We start from the raw sequence: 18,866 nt of genomic DNA, 5'->3' as shown, positions 1-18,866 counted from the left end.
TAAAAAAACATCGCAAAAGCGGTGTTTTTTTATTGAAGCGATTAAATCGTCATCAAACGAAAAATAGGGGGTTGACGCTCCTCTGAATCCGCAATATTATACGCGCCTCTGTTGGGGTATCGCCAAGCGGTAAGGCAGCGGCTTTTGATGCCGCCATTCCCTGGTTCGAATCCAGGTACCCCAGCCAACAACGCGTCCGTAGCTCAGCTGGATAGAGTACCTGGCTACGAACCAGGCGGTCGGAGGTTCGAATCCTCCCGGACGCGCCATCTCTTCCTTTCCATAGGTGAGATGAACAATTAGGTATGCGGAAGTGGCGAAATTGGTAGACGCACCAGATTTAGGTTCTGGCGCCGCAAGGTGTGAGAGTTCAAGTCTCTCCTTCCGCACCATTATTTAAAGATCATGCTTTAGGGCGTGGTTGCTGTTGGGGTATCGCCAAGCGGTAAGGCAGCGGCTTTTGATGCCGCCATTCCCTGGTTCGAATCCAGGTACCCCAGCCATATTTCAGGTTGGCTACGTAGCTCAGTTGGTTAGAGCACATCACTCATAATGATGGGGTCACAGGTTCGAATCCCGTCGTAGCCACCACTTATTTCGAAAGTCTCTGACTTTCTGCCAGATAAGACACACTGCCAGTGTCTACGGGTTATAAACTCAATATCAGGCGACAAAATTGCGATGGTGGCGGAATTGGTAGACGCGCTAGCTTCAGGTGTTAGTGTCCTTACGGACGTGAGAGTTCAAGTCTCTCCCTTCGCACCAAACATCACTTAAGCCTTCAATAAGAAGGATTAGGTACAACAATTTGCGGAAGTGGCGAAATTGGTAGACGCACCAGATTTAGGTTCTGGCGCCGCAAGGTGTGAGAGTTCAAGTCTCTCCTTCCGCACCATGATTGAAAGCAGGCTTTTTAGCCTGCTTTTTTTCTATCTGCAGTTTGCAACCCACTCTCTCACTTCAATTTCTCGCGCTTTATTGTGTAATACCAATCGTAGTAAATATCTGCTCATCCTAGCTTGTTAAAATGCTCGATAACTGCGTTGAAAAATTTAATTGTAGAATAACTACTTATCGAAATTTTTCGCCTTGTTCTCGAGCATTTTTCCTGCGCTATTTCTGATCACCTACCTACTGTGATTGGTATAACTCTCTGTATAATTCTCAATCTGTGCTGTAGATCATGCGCGAAGTGATGTGTATCGCATTTCATCCTTGATCTTTGATTTAAAGTTTATATTATCTTTCGGAACGAAAGTTTGGTGGTTACATGTCGAAACGTAATACTCAACAACGTCGCCATGCGATTGTTGCCATGCTGACTGAACAGGGTGAAGTCAGCGTAGATATGCTTTCAACTCTGTTTGAAACATCAGAGGTAACGATCCGTAAAGACCTTGCTGAGCTTGAGAAAAATGGACTCCTGCTGCGTCGTTATGGCGGAGCGGTTCCTGTTCCTCATGAAATGGTTTCGGAAAACGCAGTAAAAGTTTCGGAACAAAAGTTATCAATCGCAAAAATGGCGGCAACCCGGATCCGCGACCATAATCGAATTGTGGTGGACAGTGGTTCAACGACGGCAGCTTTGATCCCACTTCTCAATCAAAAGCGCGGATTGGTGGTGATGACCAACTCCCTGAATGTGGCGCAAGCCATTAAGGAGTTGGAAAACGAGCCGACGCTCCTGATGACAGGCGGCACCTGGGACCCGCATTCGGAAGCGTTTCAGGGGCAGGTTGCAGAACAAGCACTGCGTGCGTATGACTTTGACCAGCTGTTTATTGGCGCTGATGGCATCGATGTTAGTCGCGGTACGACAACGTTTAATGAAATTGTCGGTCTGAGCCGTGTTATGTCAGAGGTTTCCAGGGAAGTCTTGGTTTTGATTGAGTCCGATAAAATCGGCCGTAAGATCCCGAATCTTGAACTTCCCTGGGAAGTGATCACTACGGTGATCACCGACAGTAAGCTTGATGCCACCACCAAACTTGCCATTGAAAAGACGGGCACAGAGGTGATCTGCGCCCCTGACTAGATACGGGGAAAGATATGTGTGGAATTGTTGGCGCGGTTGCGCAAAGGGACGTTGCTGAAATTTTACTGGAAGGTTTACGTAGACTTGAATACCGCGGCTATGACTCTGCGGGTCTAGCGGTGACCGACAGCGAACAACAACTGCGTCGGTTGCGCCGATTGGGCAAAGTACAGAATCTGGCGGAAGCGCTAGACGAAACACCAGTTCTTGGTGGTACTGGTATTGCTCACACCCGTTGGGCAACCCATGGTGAACCAAGCGAAGCCAATGCACACCCACACATGTCAGGCGATAACATTGCCATCGTCCACAACGGCATCATTGAAAACCATGAACCGCTCCGAGAGCTGCTCAAAAGCCGTGGTTACGTTTTTACATCCCAAACTGACACTGAGGTCATTGCTCACCTTGTGGATTGGGAATTGGGCCAGGGAGGCGGCCTTATGGAAGCCTTCCAACGTACGGTCAAGCAGCTGGAAGGTGCTTACGGCACCGTGGTAATGGATAGACGTGACCCAGACCGGCTTATCGCTGCGCGTTCGGGCAGTCCGCTGGTGATTGGTCTTGGCATCGGCGAAAACTTCCTGGCATCTGATCAGCTGGCGTTGCTGAACGTAACCCGCCGTTTTATTTTCCTCGAAGAAGGCGATGTGGCCGAAATTACGCGCAGGAGCGTCAATATCGTCGACGTCCAAGGTGAAATTGTTGAGCGCCAGACTCATGAGTCATCCATTGAACATGATGCTGCTGACAAAGGCCCATACCGCCACTACATGCAAAAAGAGATTTTTGAGCAGCCTTCTGCCCTTATCAACACACTGGAAGGGCGTATCGATGGCAACAGCGTGCTGGTGGATAGTATTGGCCACGGTGCGGCGGAGATTCTGACTAAAGCCGAGCATATTCAGATAGTGGCTTGTGGTACTTCTTATAACGCAGGCATGGTGGCACGTTACTGGTTCGAAGATATTGCAGGCGTGAGCTGTGACGTGGAGATCGCTTCGGAATTCCGCTATCGCAACTTCGTCACCCGCCCTAACAGCCTGTTGATCACCCTTTCCCAGTCTGGAGAGACCGCAGATACATTGGCGGCACTGCGAAAAGCCAAAGAGCGTGGCTTTATGGGGGCAATGACCATTTGTAACGTAGCGGGCTCTTCGCTGGTTCGAGAATCCGATTTGGCGTTCATGACTCGCGCAGGAGCCGAGATAGGTGTGGCATCGACCAAAGCGTTTACCACCCAGTTGGCGACACTGTTGATGCTGGTCACCGCAGTAGGCAAGCAAAAAGGCCATGTAGATACAGCTAAAGAAAAAGCCATCGTAGAGGCATTGAACCGCTTACCAGCGACCATGGAGCAGGCACTGGCGTTCGACAAAGAGATAGAGCTGCTCGCAGAAGATTTTGCTGACAAACACCATGCTTTATTCCTCGGACGCGGAGAGTACTATCCAATTGCCATGGAAGCATCGCTAAAGCTGAAAGAAATCTCTTATATCCACGCTGAAGCCTACGCCGCTGGTGAACTCAAGCATGGCCCGCTGGCGCTAATTGATGCAGATATGCCTGTCATCGTGGTAGCGCCAAACAACGAATTGCTTGAAAAGCTCAAGTCCAACATTGAGGAAGTGCGCGCTCGGGGTGGACAGCTTTATGTGTTTGCAGATAAAGATGCGGGCTTTGAAGCCAGTGAAGGCATGACCATTGTCGCTATGCCGCATGTCGATGAAGTGTGTGCGCCTATTTTCTACACACTGCCCATGCAGCTGCTGTCTTACCATGTTGCGCTTATCAAAGGGACAGACGTAGACCAGCCTCGTAACCTCGCAAAAGCTGTGACAGTAGAATAATACAGCTTAAAAATGAGAGTCTTAAATTAAAAAGGAGCCACTAGGCTCCTTTTTGTGTCTTATTAGGCATACAGTCACTGTCTGATTTGCTTTTTGCAATTATTGAGTGGGAGTGGTTATTTGCATTTTGCAAATCATTTCGCAGTCATAACAAGACATCGAGTCCAGAAAGGCTAACAGTGTCAATTGGGGTTTATTTAACGTACTGATATTAAATGCATTATTTAATGTCTAAATAGTTGGCCTGCATTGTGCATATTGTCGATAAACAGCAAAACTATATAACAGATAGCTGTACGTCGTAGGGAGTGAAGTATGATCGACTCGAAAGCACAAGTAGCAAAACGCATTAAAGAAGCACGTGAGTGGAAAGGGATCACTCAGGTGAAAATGGCCAAACTACTCGAAGTAGCGCGCCAAACGTATCTGGACATCGAAACAGGCAAAACAGAGCCTCGCGTTCGTATGTTGTCAGAAATTGCAGAAATCACTGAGCGTCCACTGGTGTGGTTCGTTTATGGTGATGCTGACGTTGAACTGCATGATGTGCAGTACAAACAGGATGTTAACCGCTTGCTGGAGCATTTTTCCAAGCTGCCGCATGAAGCGCGCACCGCTATCCTGAACCAGAGTGTCAATATGGCATCGTTCCTGGTTAACTACTCGAAATCAGCACAACGAGGTTAAGCACTTACTTACTTGGCAAGCAGGGTCACGCCTTGCCTGCCAAAATAGGTATTGCGTATTTTCCTTGTCATCTGGCTTAGGCAACAGTAGCCCTGATTCACACTTCAACAACGCTTTACATGTGTAGAAAACAACCCTGTGCATAATGCAGGATCTAGCAGTAAAGTGCGTCACTGTGAACAGAGCGAATTAACCTGTTCCTTGGCGCCGAGTTGTGGGGCAAGCGATGTTTATTGTCAAAGCTCATGTTGCACAGCGCATTAGGGAAGCGCGGGAGTACCGGGATATCACTCAGGTGGAAATGGCGCAGCACTTAGATGTTGCCCGTCAAACCTACTTAGATATTGAGTCCGGTAAAACAGAGCCCAAAGTGTCTTCCCTGGCAATCATCGCTGATGTAACCGGCCGTCCATTAAATTGGTTTTTGTACGGTGAAAGTACGCGAAGTGACATCGCGTTTACGCACAGGGACGATCTGAACTCCCTGTTGGCACTATTCAGTCAGTTACCTGAATCAGCACGTAACCTTGTGATGGATCAGGCGTTACTGCTGGCACAGTACATGATCAATATGACAACGCCGGATAAAGACCGATAAAAAGAAAAAGCAAAAAGCCCAGCAATGCTGGGCTTTTTGTCTTTTGGGCTCGTGACTAGGACTTGGCTAAGAAGAATTTATAAGACGGATTTTCTGTCTCATCTTTCCATGCGTATCCCAGCTCACGCAGGTGCGCGGTAAATGACAGGATATCTTTATCTTCCAGTTCAAAGCCACACAGCACGCGACCGTAGTCAGAGCCGTGATTGCGATAGTTGAAGATGCTGATATTCCAATGCGTACCCAAGGTGTTGAGAAAGCGTAGCAGGGCGCCCGGATATTCCGGGAATTCAAAGCTGTACAGACGCTCTTTCATCGCTTTGGTAGGCCTTCCACCAATCATGTAGCGGATGTGGACCTTCGCCATTTCATCATCAGACAAGTCCTGCACCGGATACCCGCCTTTGCGTAGATCGGCAATGATGCCATCGAGCTCTTCCTGGCCATTTTGCAAACGCACACCGACAAAGATATTTGCCAGTGTGTCGTCGCTGTGACGGTAGTTAAACTCTGTCACCGCTCGGCCACCGAGGATTTTGCAAAACTCGAGGAATGCACCTGTACGCTCAGGAATCGTTACCGCCAACAGGCCTTCGCGCTTTTCACCCAGCTCAGCGCGCTCAGACACATATCTCAGGCTGTGGAAGTTGGTGTTCGCACCGGAAAGCACGGCGGCCATCTTCTTGCCTTTAAGTTGATGCTGCTCGGTGTATTTCTTTAGACCGGCCAGAGACAAGGCGCCAGCAGGCTCAGAAATTGCGCGGGTGTCTTCAAAAATATCTTTCACCGCGGCACAAATTTCATCACTCGACACCGTGATGATGTCATCCAGGTGCTCCTGACAAAGACGGAAGGTCTCATCACCAATGCGTTTGACCGCCACACCGTCTGCGAAGGTACCCACGTTATCGAGAGTGACCGGCTCACCGGCATCCAGCGCCGCTTTCAGGCAGGCAGAATCTTCCGCTTCTACGGCAATCAGTTTGACCTGAGGCAGCAGCTGTTTAACAAGCACAGCAACGCCCGCTGCAATACCGCCCCCACCGACAGGCAGGAACATATATTCCAGATGGCCGTTCTGCTGCAGCATTTCCATACCCATGGTGCCCTGGCCTGCAATCACCAAAGGATGATCAAAAGGCGGCACAAAGGTGTAACCATGTTCTTCTGATAGCTCTACCGCTTTGGCTTTGGCTTCGTCGAAGTTGTTGCCATGCAGCACGACGTTGCCACCAAAGCCGCGAACAGATGCTACTTTGATGTCTGGCGTGGTGCGAGGCATCACGATAGTGGCTTTGATCCCCAGCTTATTACCTGAAAGAGCCACACCCTGCGCATGGTTTCCTGCTGATGCAGCGATAACGCCGGCTTGTTTTTGCGTTTCGGTCAACTGCGACATCATGTTGTAGGCGCCGCGCAACTTGAATGAATGCACTGGCTGGCGATCTTCACGCTTGAGCTGAATGGTATTGCCCAAACGCTGCGAAATTCGCGGCATATCCTGCAACGGGCTGACAATCGCTGCCTCATACACAGGTGCGCGCAAAATATCACGCAGGTAATCGGCATTACTAAGCGGTGCAGGGTCACTGTGTTGTTGGCGTGCCTGACTCATGATTACCCCTCCAGCTTGCTTTTATCGCGCACAGCACCTTTATCGGCACTGGTTGCCATGCTGGCATACGCTTTCAGAGCAAATGACACTTCACGTACTCGGGACTCAGGCTTCCAGCCTTTCGCATCTTGCTCGGTGCGACGGGCAGAGAGCTCCGCATCATCAACTTCCAGCACGATTGAGCGGTTTGGAATGTCGATGGCGATGATATCACCTTGCTTGACCAAGCCGATGGTGCCGCCATTTGCTGCTTCTGGAGAGATATGACCAATTGACAGACCACTGGTACCGCCGGAGAAACGGCCATCAGTGATCAGAGCACACTCTTTACCAAGACCCATAGATTTAAGGTACGTGGTTGGGTACAGCATTTCCTGCATACCTGGACCACCTTTTGGACCTTCATAGCGGATAACTACCACTTCACCGGCTTTCACTGCACCGCCAAGAATGCCGTTGACCGCATCTTCCTGGCTTTCAAATACATGGGCAGGACCACGGAAGGTGAGGTTTTCCTCTGCGACACCGGCGGTTTTCACGATACAGCCGTCGATAGCAATGTTACCGCTCAGTACGGCAAGACCGCCGTCCTGGCTGTATGCATTTTCTTTGGTGCGGATACAACCTTCAGTGCGATCGTCATCCAGCGTGTCCCAACGGCAATCCTGTGAGAAGGCTTTGGTGGTGCGGATGCCAGCAGGGCCTGCGCGGTAGAAGGTTTTTACGTCTTCGTTGTCCGTCACAGTGATGTCGTACTTCGCCAGCGTATCTGCCAAGGTTTCACCCAAGACGTTTGGCACGTCGGTTTTCAGAAGACCTGCGCGATCAAGCTCACCCAGGATACCCATCACGCCACCTGCGCGGTGAACATCTTCCATATGATATTTCTGGGTGGAGGGCGCTACCTTACAAAGGTGTGGCACCTGACGGGACAGGCGGTCGATATCAGACATATCGAAATCGATGTCACCTTCCTGTGCGGCTGCAAGCAGGTGAAGGATGGTGTTAGTCGAGCCACCCATGGCGATATCCAGCGCCATGGCATTTTCCAGCGCGGTTTTGCTGGCAATGTTACGTGGCAAGGTGGATTCGTCATCTTGCTCGTAGTAACGCTTGGTCAGCTCAACGATACGCTGGCCAGCGGTGATGAACAGTTTTTCACGGTCTGCATGGGTAGCCAGCATAGAACCGTTACCCGGCTGGCTGAGACCCAGCGCTTCGGTCAGACAGTTCATGGAGTTGGCGGTGAACATACCAGAGCAAGAGCCACAGGTTGGACATGCAGAGCGTTCGATCTGCTCGCTTTGCTCGTCTGACACGTTTGGATCGGCACCCTGGATCATGGCATCCACCAGATCCAGCTTCAGGATCTGATCGGAAAGCTTGGTTTTACCTGCTTCCATTGGACCACCAGAGACGAAAATCGCTGGGATGTTGAGACGCATTGCCGCCATCAGCATTCCCGGGGTGATTTTGTCACAGTTGGAGATACACACCATGGCGTCGGCGCAGTGAGCGTTCACCATATACTCCACAGAATCCGCGATGATTTCGCGTGATGGCAGGCTGTAAAGCATACCGCCGTGGCCCATAGCGATACCATCATCAACGGCGATGGTGTTGAACTCTTTAGCGATGCCACCAGCGGCCTCGATTTCTTTCGCTACCAGCTGGCCAAGATCTTTCAGGTGCACGTGACCGGGTACAAACTGGGTGAAAGAGTTCACCACGGCGATGATAGGTTTACCAAAATCTTCATCTTTTACGCCAGTTGCACGCCAAAGGGCGCGGGCACCCGCCATATTACGGCCATGGGTGGTGGTGGCTGAACGGTACTTAGGCATTTCCTTATTCCTCTAAAACTACTTATTTGGCGTCCGGAGAGACCGGATCCAGCCATCCCCATTTGTCTTCGGTTTGGCCATTAAACAGGCCAAAGAAGGCGGTTTGTACTTTCTCTGTGACTGGGCCGCGTTTGCCTTCACCCACAGTAATTTGGTCTACGCTGCGAACCGGCACGATTTCCGCCGCTGTGCCCGTCATGAAGACTTCATCAGCCAGGTAGAGGGCTTCGCGCGCGATGTTCTCTTCACGCACCTCGTAACCCATGTCCTTGGCGATGGTCATGATGGAGTCACGGGTAATGCCAGGAAGGATAGCGCTGGTGGCTGGAGGCGTTGAAATCACGCCATTTTTCACCACGAACAGGTTCTCACCGGCACCTTCAGACAAGTAGCCATCCACACTCAAGGCAATACCTTCAGCATAGCCGTGGCGACGGGCTTCACCACCGACCAACAGGCTCGACAGGTAGTTACCACCCGCTTTAGCTGCGGTCGGGATCGTGTTCGGCGCGGCGCGGTTCCAGCTTGAAATCATGGCATCGACACCATTAGCCAGCGCATCTTCGCCGAGGTAAGTGCCCCAGCTGAAGGCTGCAATGATGAGATCCATTTTAGTGTCTGGCGGCGGACAAACGCCCAGACCAACATTTCCGACAAAACCCAGCGGGCGGATGTACGCAGAGTTCAGGTTATTGGCGCGCAGTGTTTCACGGCACGCTTCCATCAGCTCATCGACCGAATACGGGATTGGGAAGCGATAAATTTTTGCGCTGTCTTTCAGACGTTGCATGTGTTCGCGGTGACGGAAGACCACTGGGCCATTCGGGGTGTCGTAGCAACGAATCCCTTCAAAAACCGAGGTGCCATAATGCATGGCGTGGGTCAGCACGTGAACTGTGGCATCTTGCCATGGGATCAGTTCGCCGTTTGACCAAATATAATCCGCTGTGTTTGCCATTCTTATTAATCCTTATAACGCATTACTGTTGTTCTAGCGGGAGCAGACGTACGCGTGAGACATCCCATAATTTGTCTAACTGGCTCTGAAGATTAGCGATAGGACGATCGCTCTTCACTTGCAGGGTAATTTCAACCGCATTGGTGTCATCGGTATGATGCATGTCGAGGCTCGTCAGGCGGAATCCACGGTGACGGACAATGCGCAGCAGACGCTCCAGCAATTCTGGTTGGTCGTCAGCATTGATTAGCAGAGTGTGTGATTGGCTCATGTACGCTCCAACATATCCTGGTTAGCGGCACCGGGTGGAACCAGTGGCCATACGTTCTCTTCCTCTGAGATAGCAACATGCAGCAGGTAGGCTGTGTCACTTGCCAGCAATTCCTGCAGGGCAGGGATAACTTCTTCTTTCCGGGTAATGGTTTTGCCCGGAATGTTGAAGGCTGACGCCAATGTCACGAAGTCAGGGTTATCCGACAAGTTGGTCTCGCTATAGCGCTCTTCGAAGAAAAGCTGTTGCCATTGACGTACCATCCCCAAACGTTGGTTATCCAACAGTACCATTTTTACCGGAATATTGCGGCGTTTCAGGGTGCCAAGTTCCTGAATGTTCATCATAAATGAACCATCTCCAGAAACTAATACAACTTCGTCATCAGGACGGGCCATTTTGGCGCCCATGGCGGCAGGTAAACCAAAGCCCATGGTGCCAAGACCTGCAGAGGTTAACAGGTTTTCAGGACGACGCGGCTCTACGTGCTGCGCCACCCACATTTGGTGTTGGCCAACATCGGTCGCGACGACGGTGGAGTCCGGCATCATGTCAGAGAGCTGTTTAAGGAGCAGCGGCGCAAAAATTGGATCGCCAGGGTGGTCATAACGCCATCCGAAGTCCTTTTTCATGGTCAGCACGCTGTCTTGCCATGCTTGGATGTCTGAAGGCTCGCCCAACTGCGGCAACACGGTATTTAGCTCACCGCGAAGTGCGACATTGGCGCGGCGCAGTTTGTGGAATTCTGCAGCGTCGATATCGATGTGAACGACTTTGGCGTTAGGCGCGAAGGTATCCAGTTTACCAGTGACGCGATCGTCAAAACGCGCACCAATAGCAATCAATAAATCAGACTGCTGCACCGCGAGGTTAGCCGCTTTGGTGCCATGCATACCGAGCATGCCGAGATAGTAGGGATAATCTTTGTCGACCGAGCCAAGTCCTTTCAATGTGCTGGTGGCTGGGATCTGACTGTGATTTAGAAACTGGCGAAGTGTATCGGTCGCGTGGGCCAGTTGAATGCCGCCACCGACATATACCATCGGCTGCTTTGCCTCTGCGATCAGTGCATTGGCTTCCTGTAACGAAGCTTCCGACACTTCTGGAGCAGAAGGCTGATTTACAATAGCCGTAAAGGCTTCTTCGATTTGGGCAAGCTGCACGTCTTTGGCGATATCCACCAGCACGGGGCCAGGGCGTCCTTCTTTAGCAACCACAAAAGCTTCTGCCAATGTGGAAGCGAGTTTTGATGTGTCGGTCACCAGAAAACTGTGTTTGGTGCAGGCAAGGGAAAGACCGAGAACGTCAACTTCCTGGAAGGCATCGGTGCCGATTAGCGGGCTGGCAACTTGACCTGTGATAGCGACGACGGGCACAGAGTCCATCATGGCATCCGCGAGGCCAGTGATAAGGTTGGTTGCACCAGGGCCAGACGTGGCAAGACACACACCGACGCCGCCGGTGGAGCGTGCGTAGCCGATAGCGGCCATGGCTGCGCCTTGCTCGTGACGGCAAAGGACATGATCAACGCCGCCGTCATAAAGGGCATCGTAAACGGGCATGATCGCACCGCCCGGATAACCAAAGAGTGTCGTTACGCCTTGTTTTCGTAAGGCTTCAACAACCAGTTGTGCACCTGTCATTGTGGCCTCCCGTTAAATCCCGATTGGGAGGTTATTTGCTCTGCTTCCTGAGATGGTCCCATACCGCGTTTTCCTTTTTGCGTCTTGCAACCGCACGTCCAAATGTGAAAAAAGCCCCCGGACCTTTCGATGCGGGGGCTGTTGCGATGTTTGTTTGCTATGTTCTAGCCGTCGCTGCCCCTCGCGGTAGTACCACCACGATAATTGAAATAATAATGACTAGGGCGCGAGATAGATGATTCATTTTGTCTCTTTAAGCACCATTGTGTCGGCGCTGTATGTTTATGTCAACGTTTGTTTGCACAGATGTTGTTTGCTCATAGTGGTATCACAGACTTCTGTCGCATGACAAGCAAAAAGTGGCTCGAATTTCCAATTTCTGCTTCGTAATGCAGTAATACTAATGGTTTATGCAAATAACTTATTGATAGTTAAATAATTACTGATTACGCCCTATGAATCTTGCCATTATTCAAAGTCGCGCCTGTGTTGGCGTTGAAGCGCCACAGGTGACGGTCGAAGTCCATATCAGCAATGGATTACCTGCGTTTACGTTAGTTGGTCTTGCGGAAACCACGGTCAAGGAAGCGCGGGACAGGGTGCGCAGCGCCATTGTGAACTCAGGCTTTGAGTTTCCCGCAAGACGCATCACGGTCAACCTCGCCCCTGCGGATTTACCCAAAGAAGGGGGACGCTTTGATTTACCTATAGCCCTCGGTATTTTGGCCGCTTCCGGGCAAATTCCGATGACCAAACTTGATAGTCATGAATTTGCAGGAGAATTGGCTCTCTCTGGTCAGTTGCGTGCAGTAAAAGGGACTTTGCCTGCTGCCGTGGCATGCCGAGAAGCGAAGAGAAGTTTGGTGGTGCCAGATGAAAATGGCGGACAGGTTGCGCTGGTGGGGCGTGATATTCATGTGTCTGCGCCGGATCTGATTTCTGTTTGCCGCCATTTAAGCGGACAGGGCAGCCTGATGCTCAAAGAACCTGAAGATGACGAAGTCACGCCAAATACCGCTGGGCGCTGTATGCAGGACATTATCGGTCAGCAGCAGGGAAAACGGGCGCTGGAGATTGCGGCAGCAGGTTCGCACAACTTACTTTTCCTCGGCCCGCCTGGAACCGGAAAAACCATGTTGGCATCACGTATGGCCGATCTGTTGCCACCTATGAGTGACAAAGAAGCGCTCGAAACTGCGGCGATCACTTCCCTGACGGAAAAGCCACTACATGAAGGTAACTGGCGCAAACGACCTTTTCGTACCCCACACCATTCCAGTTCAATGGCTGCATTGGTGGGTGGTGGCAGCACACCAAAACCGGGCGAAATATCGCTGGCGCACAACGGCTTACTCTTTCTCGATGAGATGCCGGAATTTGAACGAAAAGTATTGGACTCACTGCGAGAACCTTTGGAGTCCGGTGAAGTGGTGATTTCCCGCGCCAACGGTAAAACCTGCTTTCCTGCGCGCTTCCAGCTTATTGGTGCACTTAACCCCAGTCCGACCGGACACTATGAAGGTCAGTTGGCGCGCTCCAATCCACAGGCGACACTTCGCTATCTCAACCGTTTATCAGGTCCGTTTCTTGACCGCTTTGATCTTTCGATTGAAATCCCCGCACTGCCGCGAGGTACGTTAACTGAAGGTGGTGATCGTGGTGAACCGACGGAAGTGATTAAAGCGCGGGTAGAAAAGGCAAGAGCGGTAATGCTCGCACGATCGGGCAAAGTAAACAGCCTGCTTTCCAGCAGGGAGATTGAAACCTACTGTCCGCTCGATAAAGCGGACGCGGATTTTCTGGAAACGGCGCTGCATCGATTAGGGCTGTCTATCCGCGCCTATCACCGGATTATTAAAGTGGCACGTACCATTGCGGATTTGTCCGGAGAGGCGAATATCCAGCGTGGTCATCTGGCCGAAGCCTTGGGTTACCGTTCGATGGATAGGCTTCTTAAACAGCTGACGGCATTGGCAAGTTAGTGTGTTCAAGGTAAGCGCAGACTGATGTGACCACTTGTAACTGAATGGTGTTTTTTATTTCTGCGTCGTATTATGACCTTTGGATGACAACTCAGTGAATATACCGCGAGATTGAGACATTGTTACTTTATCTGAACGCCTTTCTGGTGTGCTTGAATACTGCGTTTTGGTCAGTGCTGATCTGCTGTTTTGCCCTGATCAAAATGTTGTTACCCATTCCGGTTTTGCAAGGGGGGATCACCCGCCTTTGTAACGGCATGATGTGGGCATGGGCAACCGGAAACCATAAGCTTCTGAACCTGACCTCCAACGTGGAATGGGATATTCAGGGTGGTGAGACCCTGAGAAAAGATGGCTGGTATCTGCTTATCTGCAATCATCTTAGCTGGACTGACATCGTGGTGATTTTTTCGGTATTCCGAAACCGTATTCCGATGGCGAAGTTCTTCTTAAAGCAGCAGCTTTTGTACGTTCCGTTTCTTGGCATGGCTTGCTGGGCGGTAGATATGCCATTCATGAAGCGCTATTCACGTCAGTACCTGTTAAAACATCCGGAAAAGCGTGGAAGCGATCTGGAAACCACCCGTAAATCCTGTGAGCGCTTTCGCCACACCCCAACCACTGTGGTCAACTTCGTTGAAGGCACCCGCTTCACGGAAGAAAAGAAGCAGCAGACGCGATCGCCGTATAACAACCTACTGCCTCCTAAAACTGGTGGTATTGCTTACACCTTGGGTGCAATGGGGGATCAGTTCGATGCCATTATCAATGTCACGGTGGCGTATCCGGATAACCGTCATTTGCCTTTTAGGGATTTACTGAGCGGCAAAATGAAAAAGATTGTGGTGCGTATCGACACACTGCCCGTGGATGAAAACGTCAAAGGCGATTACTTCAACGACAAAGTGTTCAAGCGCCGCTTCCATCAATGGCTCAATGATGTTTGGGGAGAGAAAGATGTCAGGCTGGATGGTATTTATGGCCACACGCAGCCAGATGTCGATATCGTCGAGCGAGAGAAAACGGCGGTTTAGAAAATTAAAGCTGAAAAAGTTACAGATAACAAAAAAGGGCCTGATGGCCCTTTTTTCATGTTGCTAGGTTCTCTTACTGGGTCAGCAGGAAGTTAACCAGCGCGAAGTAATCTTCTTTGGTCTTCACGGTTTTTGGTGTCACGTGGTATTTGCCGTTCACAATCAGTGCTGGCACGCCACGAAGGCCCGAATCCTGGAAGGCTTTATCAAAGCGGTTTGCCATACCATTTGCGGCAAAGCTGTTGAAAGTGCCGTCAAACTTATCAGCGTCTACACCTTCATCGATAAACATCTGGCGCAGTTCTTCTTCATTGCGTGGTGGCTTTTGCATCAGGTGGATACGGTTAAAAATCACCGGCACCATCTTGTCTTCTACATCCAGCATCACAGCCGTCGCATAGGCTTTGCTCAGTGCTTTACCCATGTTGCCGCCCATAAAGGACACATGGTTTTTAGTGAAGCTGGCATTATCTGGGATATTCTTCTTCAGCTCCTGCATCAGCGGTTCGCTTTTAAAGCAGTGTGGGCAATAGAACGAGAAAAACTCAACCACACTTGGTGTGTCGCTCTTTGGCAGGTCGAGTACCTGATAGTCTTCCCCTGCGTTGAAGCGCGCTGCCTGCGCCGAAAAGGCCAACATTGCCGCTGCAGCTACAGCCAACATTTTTTTCAACATAACGTCTTTTCTCCCTGAGTGTTATTCATGGCTGCTTACCATTGAGGAGCCAGTGTGAGCGGTGGTTCTTCAAGGGCGGCCAATTGTTCTTTAAAGGCGAGTACCTGATTTTCCCAGTATTTTGCCTCAGCAAACCATGGAAATGCACGCGGAAATGCCGGATCTTCCCAGCGTTTTGCCAGCCATGCCATGTAATGCACCATTCTCAGACCGCGTAATGGTTCAATTAGTTGCAACTCATTGGCGGGAAAATCGTGAAATTCTGAATATGCCTCGGAAATCGTATCCAGCTGTGCGAGCTGGTCGTGTCGGTCACCGTTGAGCAGCATCCAGATATCCTGAATGGCCGGGCCATTCCTGGCATCATCCAAGTCCACAAACATAGGGCCATCGCGCCAAAGAATGTTGCTTGGGTGGCAGTCACCGTGCAAACGCAGGGTGTTCACATTGGGGGTCCAGCGCTCCTTTAATACGCTGATTAGAAGGTCCAGATCAGCAAAGAAGGCATTTTCGAGATGCATTGGGATGAAGCTTGAATTTTCCAGCGCTTTACGCGGCGCGAAGAGGTATTCATCCAGACCAATGGTCGGACGATGCACAAAGGGCTTACTGGCGCCGACTTTGTGGATACGACCTAAAAAGCGGCCCACCATTTCAAGCTGGTCCCAGTTGTCCACTTCGAACGTTCGGCCGCCGACACTTGGGAAAACCGCAAACTGGTAGCCTTCGAAGTTGAACAGCGTTTCTCCGTCGATTTTCATTGGTGCGGCGACTGGAATTTCAGCCTGCTCGAGATCATCGGCAAAGGCGTGCTCTTCGAGGATTTGCTCTCGGCTCCAGCGCTGTGGTCGGTAAAACTTAGTCACCAGTCGACGGCGTTCTTCATCCTGAAACTGATAGACTCGGTTTTCGTAGCTGTTCAATGCCAGAAGGCCTGATTCCGGGCGAATGCCAACCGACTCCAATGCATTGAGCAAGGTGTCTGGCGTGAGATGTTCATAGCTAAATTGGGCGTCGCTCATAGGGTTGGCTAGGTTAAGGTGTGTGGGTTGTGATGGTAGCAGAGTTTACCGTCGAAGATAAAAAACGGACGCTCAGCTGGCGTCCGTTTTTTCGGGAAAGTGCGCTACATCTTACTGATAAAGCGGCTTTCTGTTTCGATGATTTTCTTATCATCCCCCGATTGGCGCTCCAGCACGAAGGTGATATTGGCCACCGGCGTGCTCAGCTCATAAGGGTCAACCCCCAGGCTGATTGGTAGGGTGAAGATCTCACCGGCGGTCAGGGTCACTTCCTGCTTGCCGTACCATTCCACACCATCAAGCCCTTTCACGGTGATCGAGTAGGTTTCCGGTGATTGAGTCTTGTTGAGTATTTTCAGGGTGTAGGTATTTTCAATCAGGCCGTCGCTATTGGTCTTAAATAGCTGTGTGCGGTCACGGATAACGTCTAGTCCCATTGGTTGCACGGCAGAGAAGAGCATCACAAACAATCCCAGCATGGCCACCATCACAATCCCATAGCCAATCAGCTTAGGTCTGACGATATCGACTTTATGACCTTCGAGTTTGTGCTCGGTGGTGTAGCTGATGAGGCCTTTGGCGTAGTTCATTTTGCTCATGGTCTCGTCACAGGCATCAATACAAGCACCACAGTTGATGCACTCATATTGCAAGCCATCACGGATGTCGATGCCAGTCGGACACACCTGAACACACAGGTTACAGTCGATGCAATCGCCCAACCCTTTCTCTTTCGGGTCGACTTTGCGCGAACGTGGACCGCGCTTTTCACCGCGCTGGGTGTCGTAACCCACGATAAAGGTGTCTTTGTCGAACATAGCGGACTGGAAGCGTGCATAAGGACACATGTGAATACACATTATAGAGCGCATCCAACCAGCGTTTCCGTAAGTACAGACACTGAAAAACAGCACCCAGAAAGCAACCCAGAAGCTGCTGTTGAAGGTGAAGAAGTCGATAAAGAGTTCTTTGACAGGTACGAAGTAGCCAACGAATGTGAGGCCAGTGAGGAGTGCAACGGCAAACCAGCAAATATGTTTAGCTGTTTTTCGTAGGAATAACTCTTTCGTGATTGGCAGTGAGTCCTGCTTCTTTCGTTTGTTGGCCGGACCTTCAAGCTTTTCCTCAAACCAGATGTAGATAAAGGTCCATACCGTTTGTGGACAGAGGTACCCACACCAGACCCGTCCTAAAAAGGTAGTGATAAAGAAAAGGCCAAAGGCGGCAATCATAAACAGGGTGGCGAGCAGGGTCAGGTCCTGAGGCCAAAGGGTGGTGCCGAAGAAGTTGAACTGTTGCTTGCCGATATCAATCAGGATCGCCTGGCGGTCGCCATATGGGATCCATGGGGTCAACACGAACAACAGCATAAAGAACCAGCCCATTTTCTGGCGAAGTTTCTGGAATACCCCAGTCATCGCCCGCACATAGATGCGGTTACCTGGGTTGAAACGATCTCCACTGGTTTTATGGGTTTTTGGGTTGAACTCTTTGGGGGTAACGTCTTTGACGTCAATTTTATCCTTGCTCATGACACCTGCATTCCTTGGGTCAATCGGGATTTCCCGAACATTGCTGACACTGATACGTTGTCAGTGTCTTTCATCGATTAACACTCAACACTTTGATAGTTATCTATCACTAACATAAATGATAGACGTCAGATTATATCTGAGGAGGAAAGAGGAATTCTGTGCGTGTGGTGGGAAATTAACCGGACAATCACACTGTTGATGTGTAACAGCCTTTTGTTTTGAATATAAAAAAGCGAAGCCAGAAGCTTCGCCTTTATACCCAAACAACCTGACGATGCCGGATTCAGCGAGTTTGACTGGTGTTGTGATCGCGGCGTCCCTTTGTAGGTGTAGCCACCTCCATCAAAAAGGGACAACAAAGAGCACGACGGCAGTCAACTCGCCCGAAGGGAGGCCCTCAATACACTCACTTCATCGTTAAATTCCACGGAAATAGAACGACTATTCCTCGCGAAATTTGCCTTGAATTGAACGCATTGAGGGCCTCTGAATGCGAGCATTTTCAGGTCGTTTGGGTATATATCCGGTTTATTGCGCACTCTTAGCTGATAATGCCACGCGCACGCAAAATAGCGGTTTTGAAGTCGTTTTCACAGTCTTTTGCCAATCCTGGGATCATTTCATCTTTTTGGCTGTTACGCATTTTCAGATGATAAATCAGCACGTCATCGGTCAGATCTTCCAGCTTACCTTCGTATCCGGCTTCTTCTGCCAATTTACTGATCATTTGAAGCAGGTTCAGTTCAGGCTCTTTCTGCCACTCAGGATGAAGCAGTTCGATAAGTTCATTAACGCGATGACATTTCATTTTTGAAGACTCCAACTGGCCGGATTTTGGCCTTACTTTTTATGTGACTTATCTGTTTACAGTACCAGATTCAGACGGGCAGACCAATCACAGCAAGGGTCAATTAAGCCGCTTCACCTTCTGGCATTTCAACCACGACTGGTGTTGGACGCACCAGAGTCAGGTCTGGAGTGCCATTCAGATTCGTGTTGGTTTTGCTTTTGAATGCTGGCGCAAAAAATGTGCACGCATGCGTGATGGAGTGCGGGTAACACGTACAGGTCGAACAGTAACTGGGCGCATTTAAGGTTCTCATTGGTTGCGCATCC

At 50.4% G+C, this 18,866-nt stretch carries 16 protein-coding genes and 7 tRNA genes; 13 read left to right on the top strand and 10 right to left on the bottom strand.

The window, feature by feature from the left end; translation table 11 throughout:
* Positions 1 to 112 precede the first annotated feature (112 nt).
* The 11 genes from G5S52_RS20740 to G5S52_RS20690 all read left to right on the top strand — a co-directional run bounded on the left by G5S52_RS20740 (position 113) and on the right by G5S52_RS20690 (position 5,170).
* Positions 113 to 187, top strand: a tRNA-Gln gene (locus G5S52_RS20740).
* A gap of 5 nt (positions 188 to 192) precedes the next feature.
* Positions 193 to 269: transfer RNA gene (locus tag G5S52_RS20735), tRNA-Arg, on the top strand.
* Positions 270 to 307: 38 nt separating this feature from the next.
* Positions 308 to 392: transfer RNA gene (locus tag G5S52_RS20730), tRNA-Leu, on the top strand.
* 36 nt (positions 393 to 428) lie between these two features.
* Positions 429 to 503: transfer RNA gene (locus G5S52_RS20725), tRNA-Gln, on the top strand.
* A gap of 11 nt (positions 504 to 514) precedes the next feature.
* Positions 515 to 591: transfer RNA gene (locus G5S52_RS20720), tRNA-Met, on the top strand.
* An 87-nt stretch (positions 592 to 678) separates the two neighbouring features.
* Positions 679 to 765, top strand: a tRNA-Leu gene (locus G5S52_RS20715).
* Between the two features lie 45 nt (positions 766 to 810).
* Positions 811 to 895, top strand: a tRNA-Leu gene (locus G5S52_RS20710).
* 375 nt (positions 896 to 1,270) lie between these two features.
* The gene (locus G5S52_RS20705; protein ID WP_165018173.1) at positions 1,271 to 2,035 is read left to right on the top strand and encodes a DeoR/GlpR family DNA-binding transcription regulator; all 765 of its coding nucleotides are present in this window, start codon (positions 1,271 to 1,273) and stop codon (positions 2,033 to 2,035) included.
* Between the two features lie 14 nt (positions 2,036 to 2,049).
* Entirely contained in the window at positions 2,050 to 3,885 is a 1,836-nt protein-coding gene (gene glmS / locus G5S52_RS20700; protein ID WP_165018171.1) for a glutamine--fructose-6-phosphate transaminase (isomerizing), read from the top strand.
* 315 nt (positions 3,886 to 4,200) lie between these two features.
* Positions 4,201 to 4,572 (top strand): helix-turn-helix transcriptional regulator, encoded by a 372-nt coding sequence (locus tag G5S52_RS20695; protein ID WP_002540823.1) that lies wholly within the window; start codon positions 4,201 to 4,203, stop codon positions 4,570 to 4,572.
* 226 nt (positions 4,573 to 4,798) lie between these two features.
* Entirely contained in the window at positions 4,799 to 5,170 is a 372-nt protein-coding gene (locus G5S52_RS20690; protein WP_002540824.1) for a helix-turn-helix domain-containing protein, read from the top strand.
* 55 nt (positions 5,171 to 5,225) lie between these two features.
* Here G5S52_RS20690 and ilvA read toward each other — a convergent pair whose 3' ends face one another.
* Genes ilvA through ilvG form a run of 5 tightly spaced genes read right to left on the bottom strand, consistent with a single transcriptional unit; the run spans position 5,226 to position 11,501 of the window.
* Entirely contained in the window at positions 5,226 to 6,785 is a 1,560-nt protein-coding gene (gene ilvA / locus G5S52_RS20685; RefSeq protein ID WP_165018169.1) for a threonine ammonia-lyase, biosynthetic, read from the bottom strand.
* A gap of 2 nt (positions 6,786 to 6,787) precedes the next feature.
* Positions 6,788 to 8,629 carry a dihydroxy-acid dehydratase gene (gene ilvD / locus G5S52_RS20680; protein WP_165018167.1) on the bottom strand — a complete coding sequence of 614 codons (1,842 nt, stop codon included), beginning with the start codon at positions 8,627 to 8,629 and terminating at the stop codon, positions 6,788 to 6,790.
* A gap of 22 nt (positions 8,630 to 8,651) precedes the next feature.
* Positions 8,652 to 9,587: a branched-chain amino acid transaminase gene (locus G5S52_RS20675; protein ID WP_046307968.1), complete on the bottom strand. Its 936-nt coding sequence runs from the start codon at positions 9,585 to 9,587 to the stop codon at positions 8,652 to 8,654.
* 22 nt (positions 9,588 to 9,609) lie between these two features.
* Positions 9,610 to 9,858 carry an acetolactate synthase 2 small subunit gene (ilvM, locus tag G5S52_RS20670; protein WP_046307966.1) on the bottom strand — a complete coding sequence of 83 codons (249 nt, stop codon included), beginning with the start codon at positions 9,856 to 9,858 and terminating at the stop codon, positions 9,610 to 9,612.
* Positions 9,855 to 11,501, bottom strand: coding sequence for an acetolactate synthase 2 catalytic subunit (ilvG, locus tag G5S52_RS20665; protein WP_165018165.1), 1,647 nt, complete (start codon positions 11,499 to 11,501; stop codon positions 9,855 to 9,857). The genes ilvM and ilvG overlap by 4 nt, the downstream gene beginning before the upstream one ends.
* A 455-nt stretch (positions 11,502 to 11,956) precedes the next feature.
* Between ilvG and G5S52_RS20660 the strand changes: the two genes are divergently transcribed.
* Entirely contained in the window at positions 11,957 to 13,483 is a 1,527-nt protein-coding gene (locus G5S52_RS20660) for a YifB family Mg chelatase-like AAA ATPase (RefSeq protein WP_165018163.1), read from the top strand.
* Positions 13,484 to 13,593: 110 nt separating this feature from the next.
* On the top strand, positions 13,594 to 14,517 hold the full coding sequence (gene yihG, locus G5S52_RS20655) for a 1-acylglycerol-3-phosphate O-acyltransferase, YihG family (RefSeq protein WP_497707162.1): 924 nt from the start codon (positions 13,594 to 13,596) through the stop codon (positions 14,515 to 14,517).
* A gap of 73 nt (positions 14,518 to 14,590) precedes the next feature.
* Here yihG and G5S52_RS20650 read toward each other — a convergent pair whose 3' ends face one another.
* The 5 genes from G5S52_RS20650 to G5S52_RS20630 form a co-directional block, all read right to left on the bottom strand.
* Positions 14,591 to 15,193, bottom strand: a complete 603-nt coding sequence (locus G5S52_RS20650; protein WP_046302776.1) for a thiol:disulfide interchange protein DsbA/DsbL — start codon at positions 15,191 to 15,193, stop codon at positions 14,591 to 14,593.
* Between the two features lie 35 nt (positions 15,194 to 15,228).
* Positions 15,229 to 16,215 carry a serine/threonine protein kinase gene (locus tag G5S52_RS20645; RefSeq protein ID WP_165018159.1) on the bottom strand — a complete coding sequence of 329 codons (987 nt, stop codon included), beginning with the start codon at positions 16,213 to 16,215 and terminating at the stop codon, positions 15,229 to 15,231.
* A gap of 104 nt (positions 16,216 to 16,319) precedes the next feature.
* Entirely contained in the window at positions 16,320 to 17,747 is a 1,428-nt protein-coding gene (gene ccoG, locus G5S52_RS20640) for a cytochrome c oxidase accessory protein CcoG (protein ID WP_165018157.1), read from the bottom strand.
* Positions 17,748 to 18,291: 544 nt separating this feature from the next.
* The gene (locus tag G5S52_RS20635; RefSeq protein WP_002540838.1) at positions 18,292 to 18,558 is read right to left on the bottom strand and encodes a YihD family protein; all 267 of its coding nucleotides are present in this window, start codon (positions 18,556 to 18,558) and stop codon (positions 18,292 to 18,294) included.
* 103 nt (positions 18,559 to 18,661) lie between these two features.
* Positions 18,662 to 18,853, bottom strand: a complete 192-nt coding sequence (locus G5S52_RS20630) for a hypothetical protein (RefSeq protein WP_165018122.1) — start codon at positions 18,851 to 18,853, stop codon at positions 18,662 to 18,664.
* Positions 18,854 to 18,866 lie beyond the last annotated feature (13 nt).

Source organism: Grimontia sedimenti (assembly GCF_011045095.1).
Taxonomy (GTDB): Bacteria; Pseudomonadota; Gammaproteobacteria; order Enterobacterales; family Vibrionaceae; genus Enterovibrio; species Enterovibrio sedimenti.
This window is presented reverse-complemented; position numbering and strand designations above follow the sequence as displayed.

Coding starts and splice junctions, on each gene's coding strand:
- G5S52_RS20690 (WP_002540824.1), top strand. CDS start 4,799: ATGTTTATTGTCAAAGCTCATGTTGCACAGCGCATTAGGGAAGCGCGG.
- G5S52_RS20650 (WP_046302776.1), bottom strand. CDS start 15,193: ATGTTGAAAAAAATGTTGGCTGTAGCTGCAGCGGCAATGTTGGCCTTT.
- G5S52_RS20645 (WP_165018159.1), bottom strand. CDS start 16,215: ATGAGCGACGCCCAATTTAGCTATGAACATCTCACGCCAGACACCTTG.
- G5S52_RS20660 (WP_165018163.1), top strand. CDS start 11,957: ATGAATCTTGCCATTATTCAAAGTCGCGCCTGTGTTGGCGTTGAAGCG.
- G5S52_RS20695 (WP_002540823.1), top strand. CDS start 4,201: ATGATCGACTCGAAAGCACAAGTAGCAAAACGCATTAAAGAAGCACGT.
- ilvM (WP_046307966.1), bottom strand. CDS start 9,858: ATGAGCCAATCACACACTCTGCTAATCAATGCTGACGACCAACCAGAA.
- ccoG (WP_165018157.1), bottom strand. CDS start 17,747: ATGAGCAAGGATAAAATTGACGTCAAAGACGTTACCCCCAAAGAGTTC.
- G5S52_RS20635 (WP_002540838.1), bottom strand. CDS start 18,558: ATGAAATGTCATCGCGTTAATGAACTTATCGAACTGCTTCATCCTGAG.
- ilvA (WP_165018169.1), bottom strand. CDS start 6,785: ATGAGTCAGGCACGCCAACAACACAGTGACCCTGCACCGCTTAGTAAT.
- ilvD (WP_165018167.1), bottom strand. CDS start 8,629: ATGCCTAAGTACCGTTCAGCCACCACCACCCATGGCCGTAATATGGCG.
- ilvG (WP_165018165.1), bottom strand. CDS start 11,501: ATGACAGGTGCACAACTGGTTGTTGAAGCCTTACGAAAACAAGGCGTA.
- G5S52_RS20675 (WP_046307968.1), bottom strand. CDS start 9,587: ATGGCAAACACAGCGGATTATATTTGGTCAAACGGCGAACTGATCCCA.
- glmS (WP_165018171.1), top strand. CDS start 2,050: ATGTGTGGAATTGTTGGCGCGGTTGCGCAAAGGGACGTTGCTGAAATT.
- G5S52_RS20705 (WP_165018173.1), top strand. CDS start 1,271: ATGTCGAAACGTAATACTCAACAACGTCGCCATGCGATTGTTGCCATG.
- G5S52_RS20630 (WP_165018122.1), bottom strand. CDS start 18,853: ATGAGAACCTTAAATGCGCCCAGTTACTGTTCGACCTGTACGTGTTAC.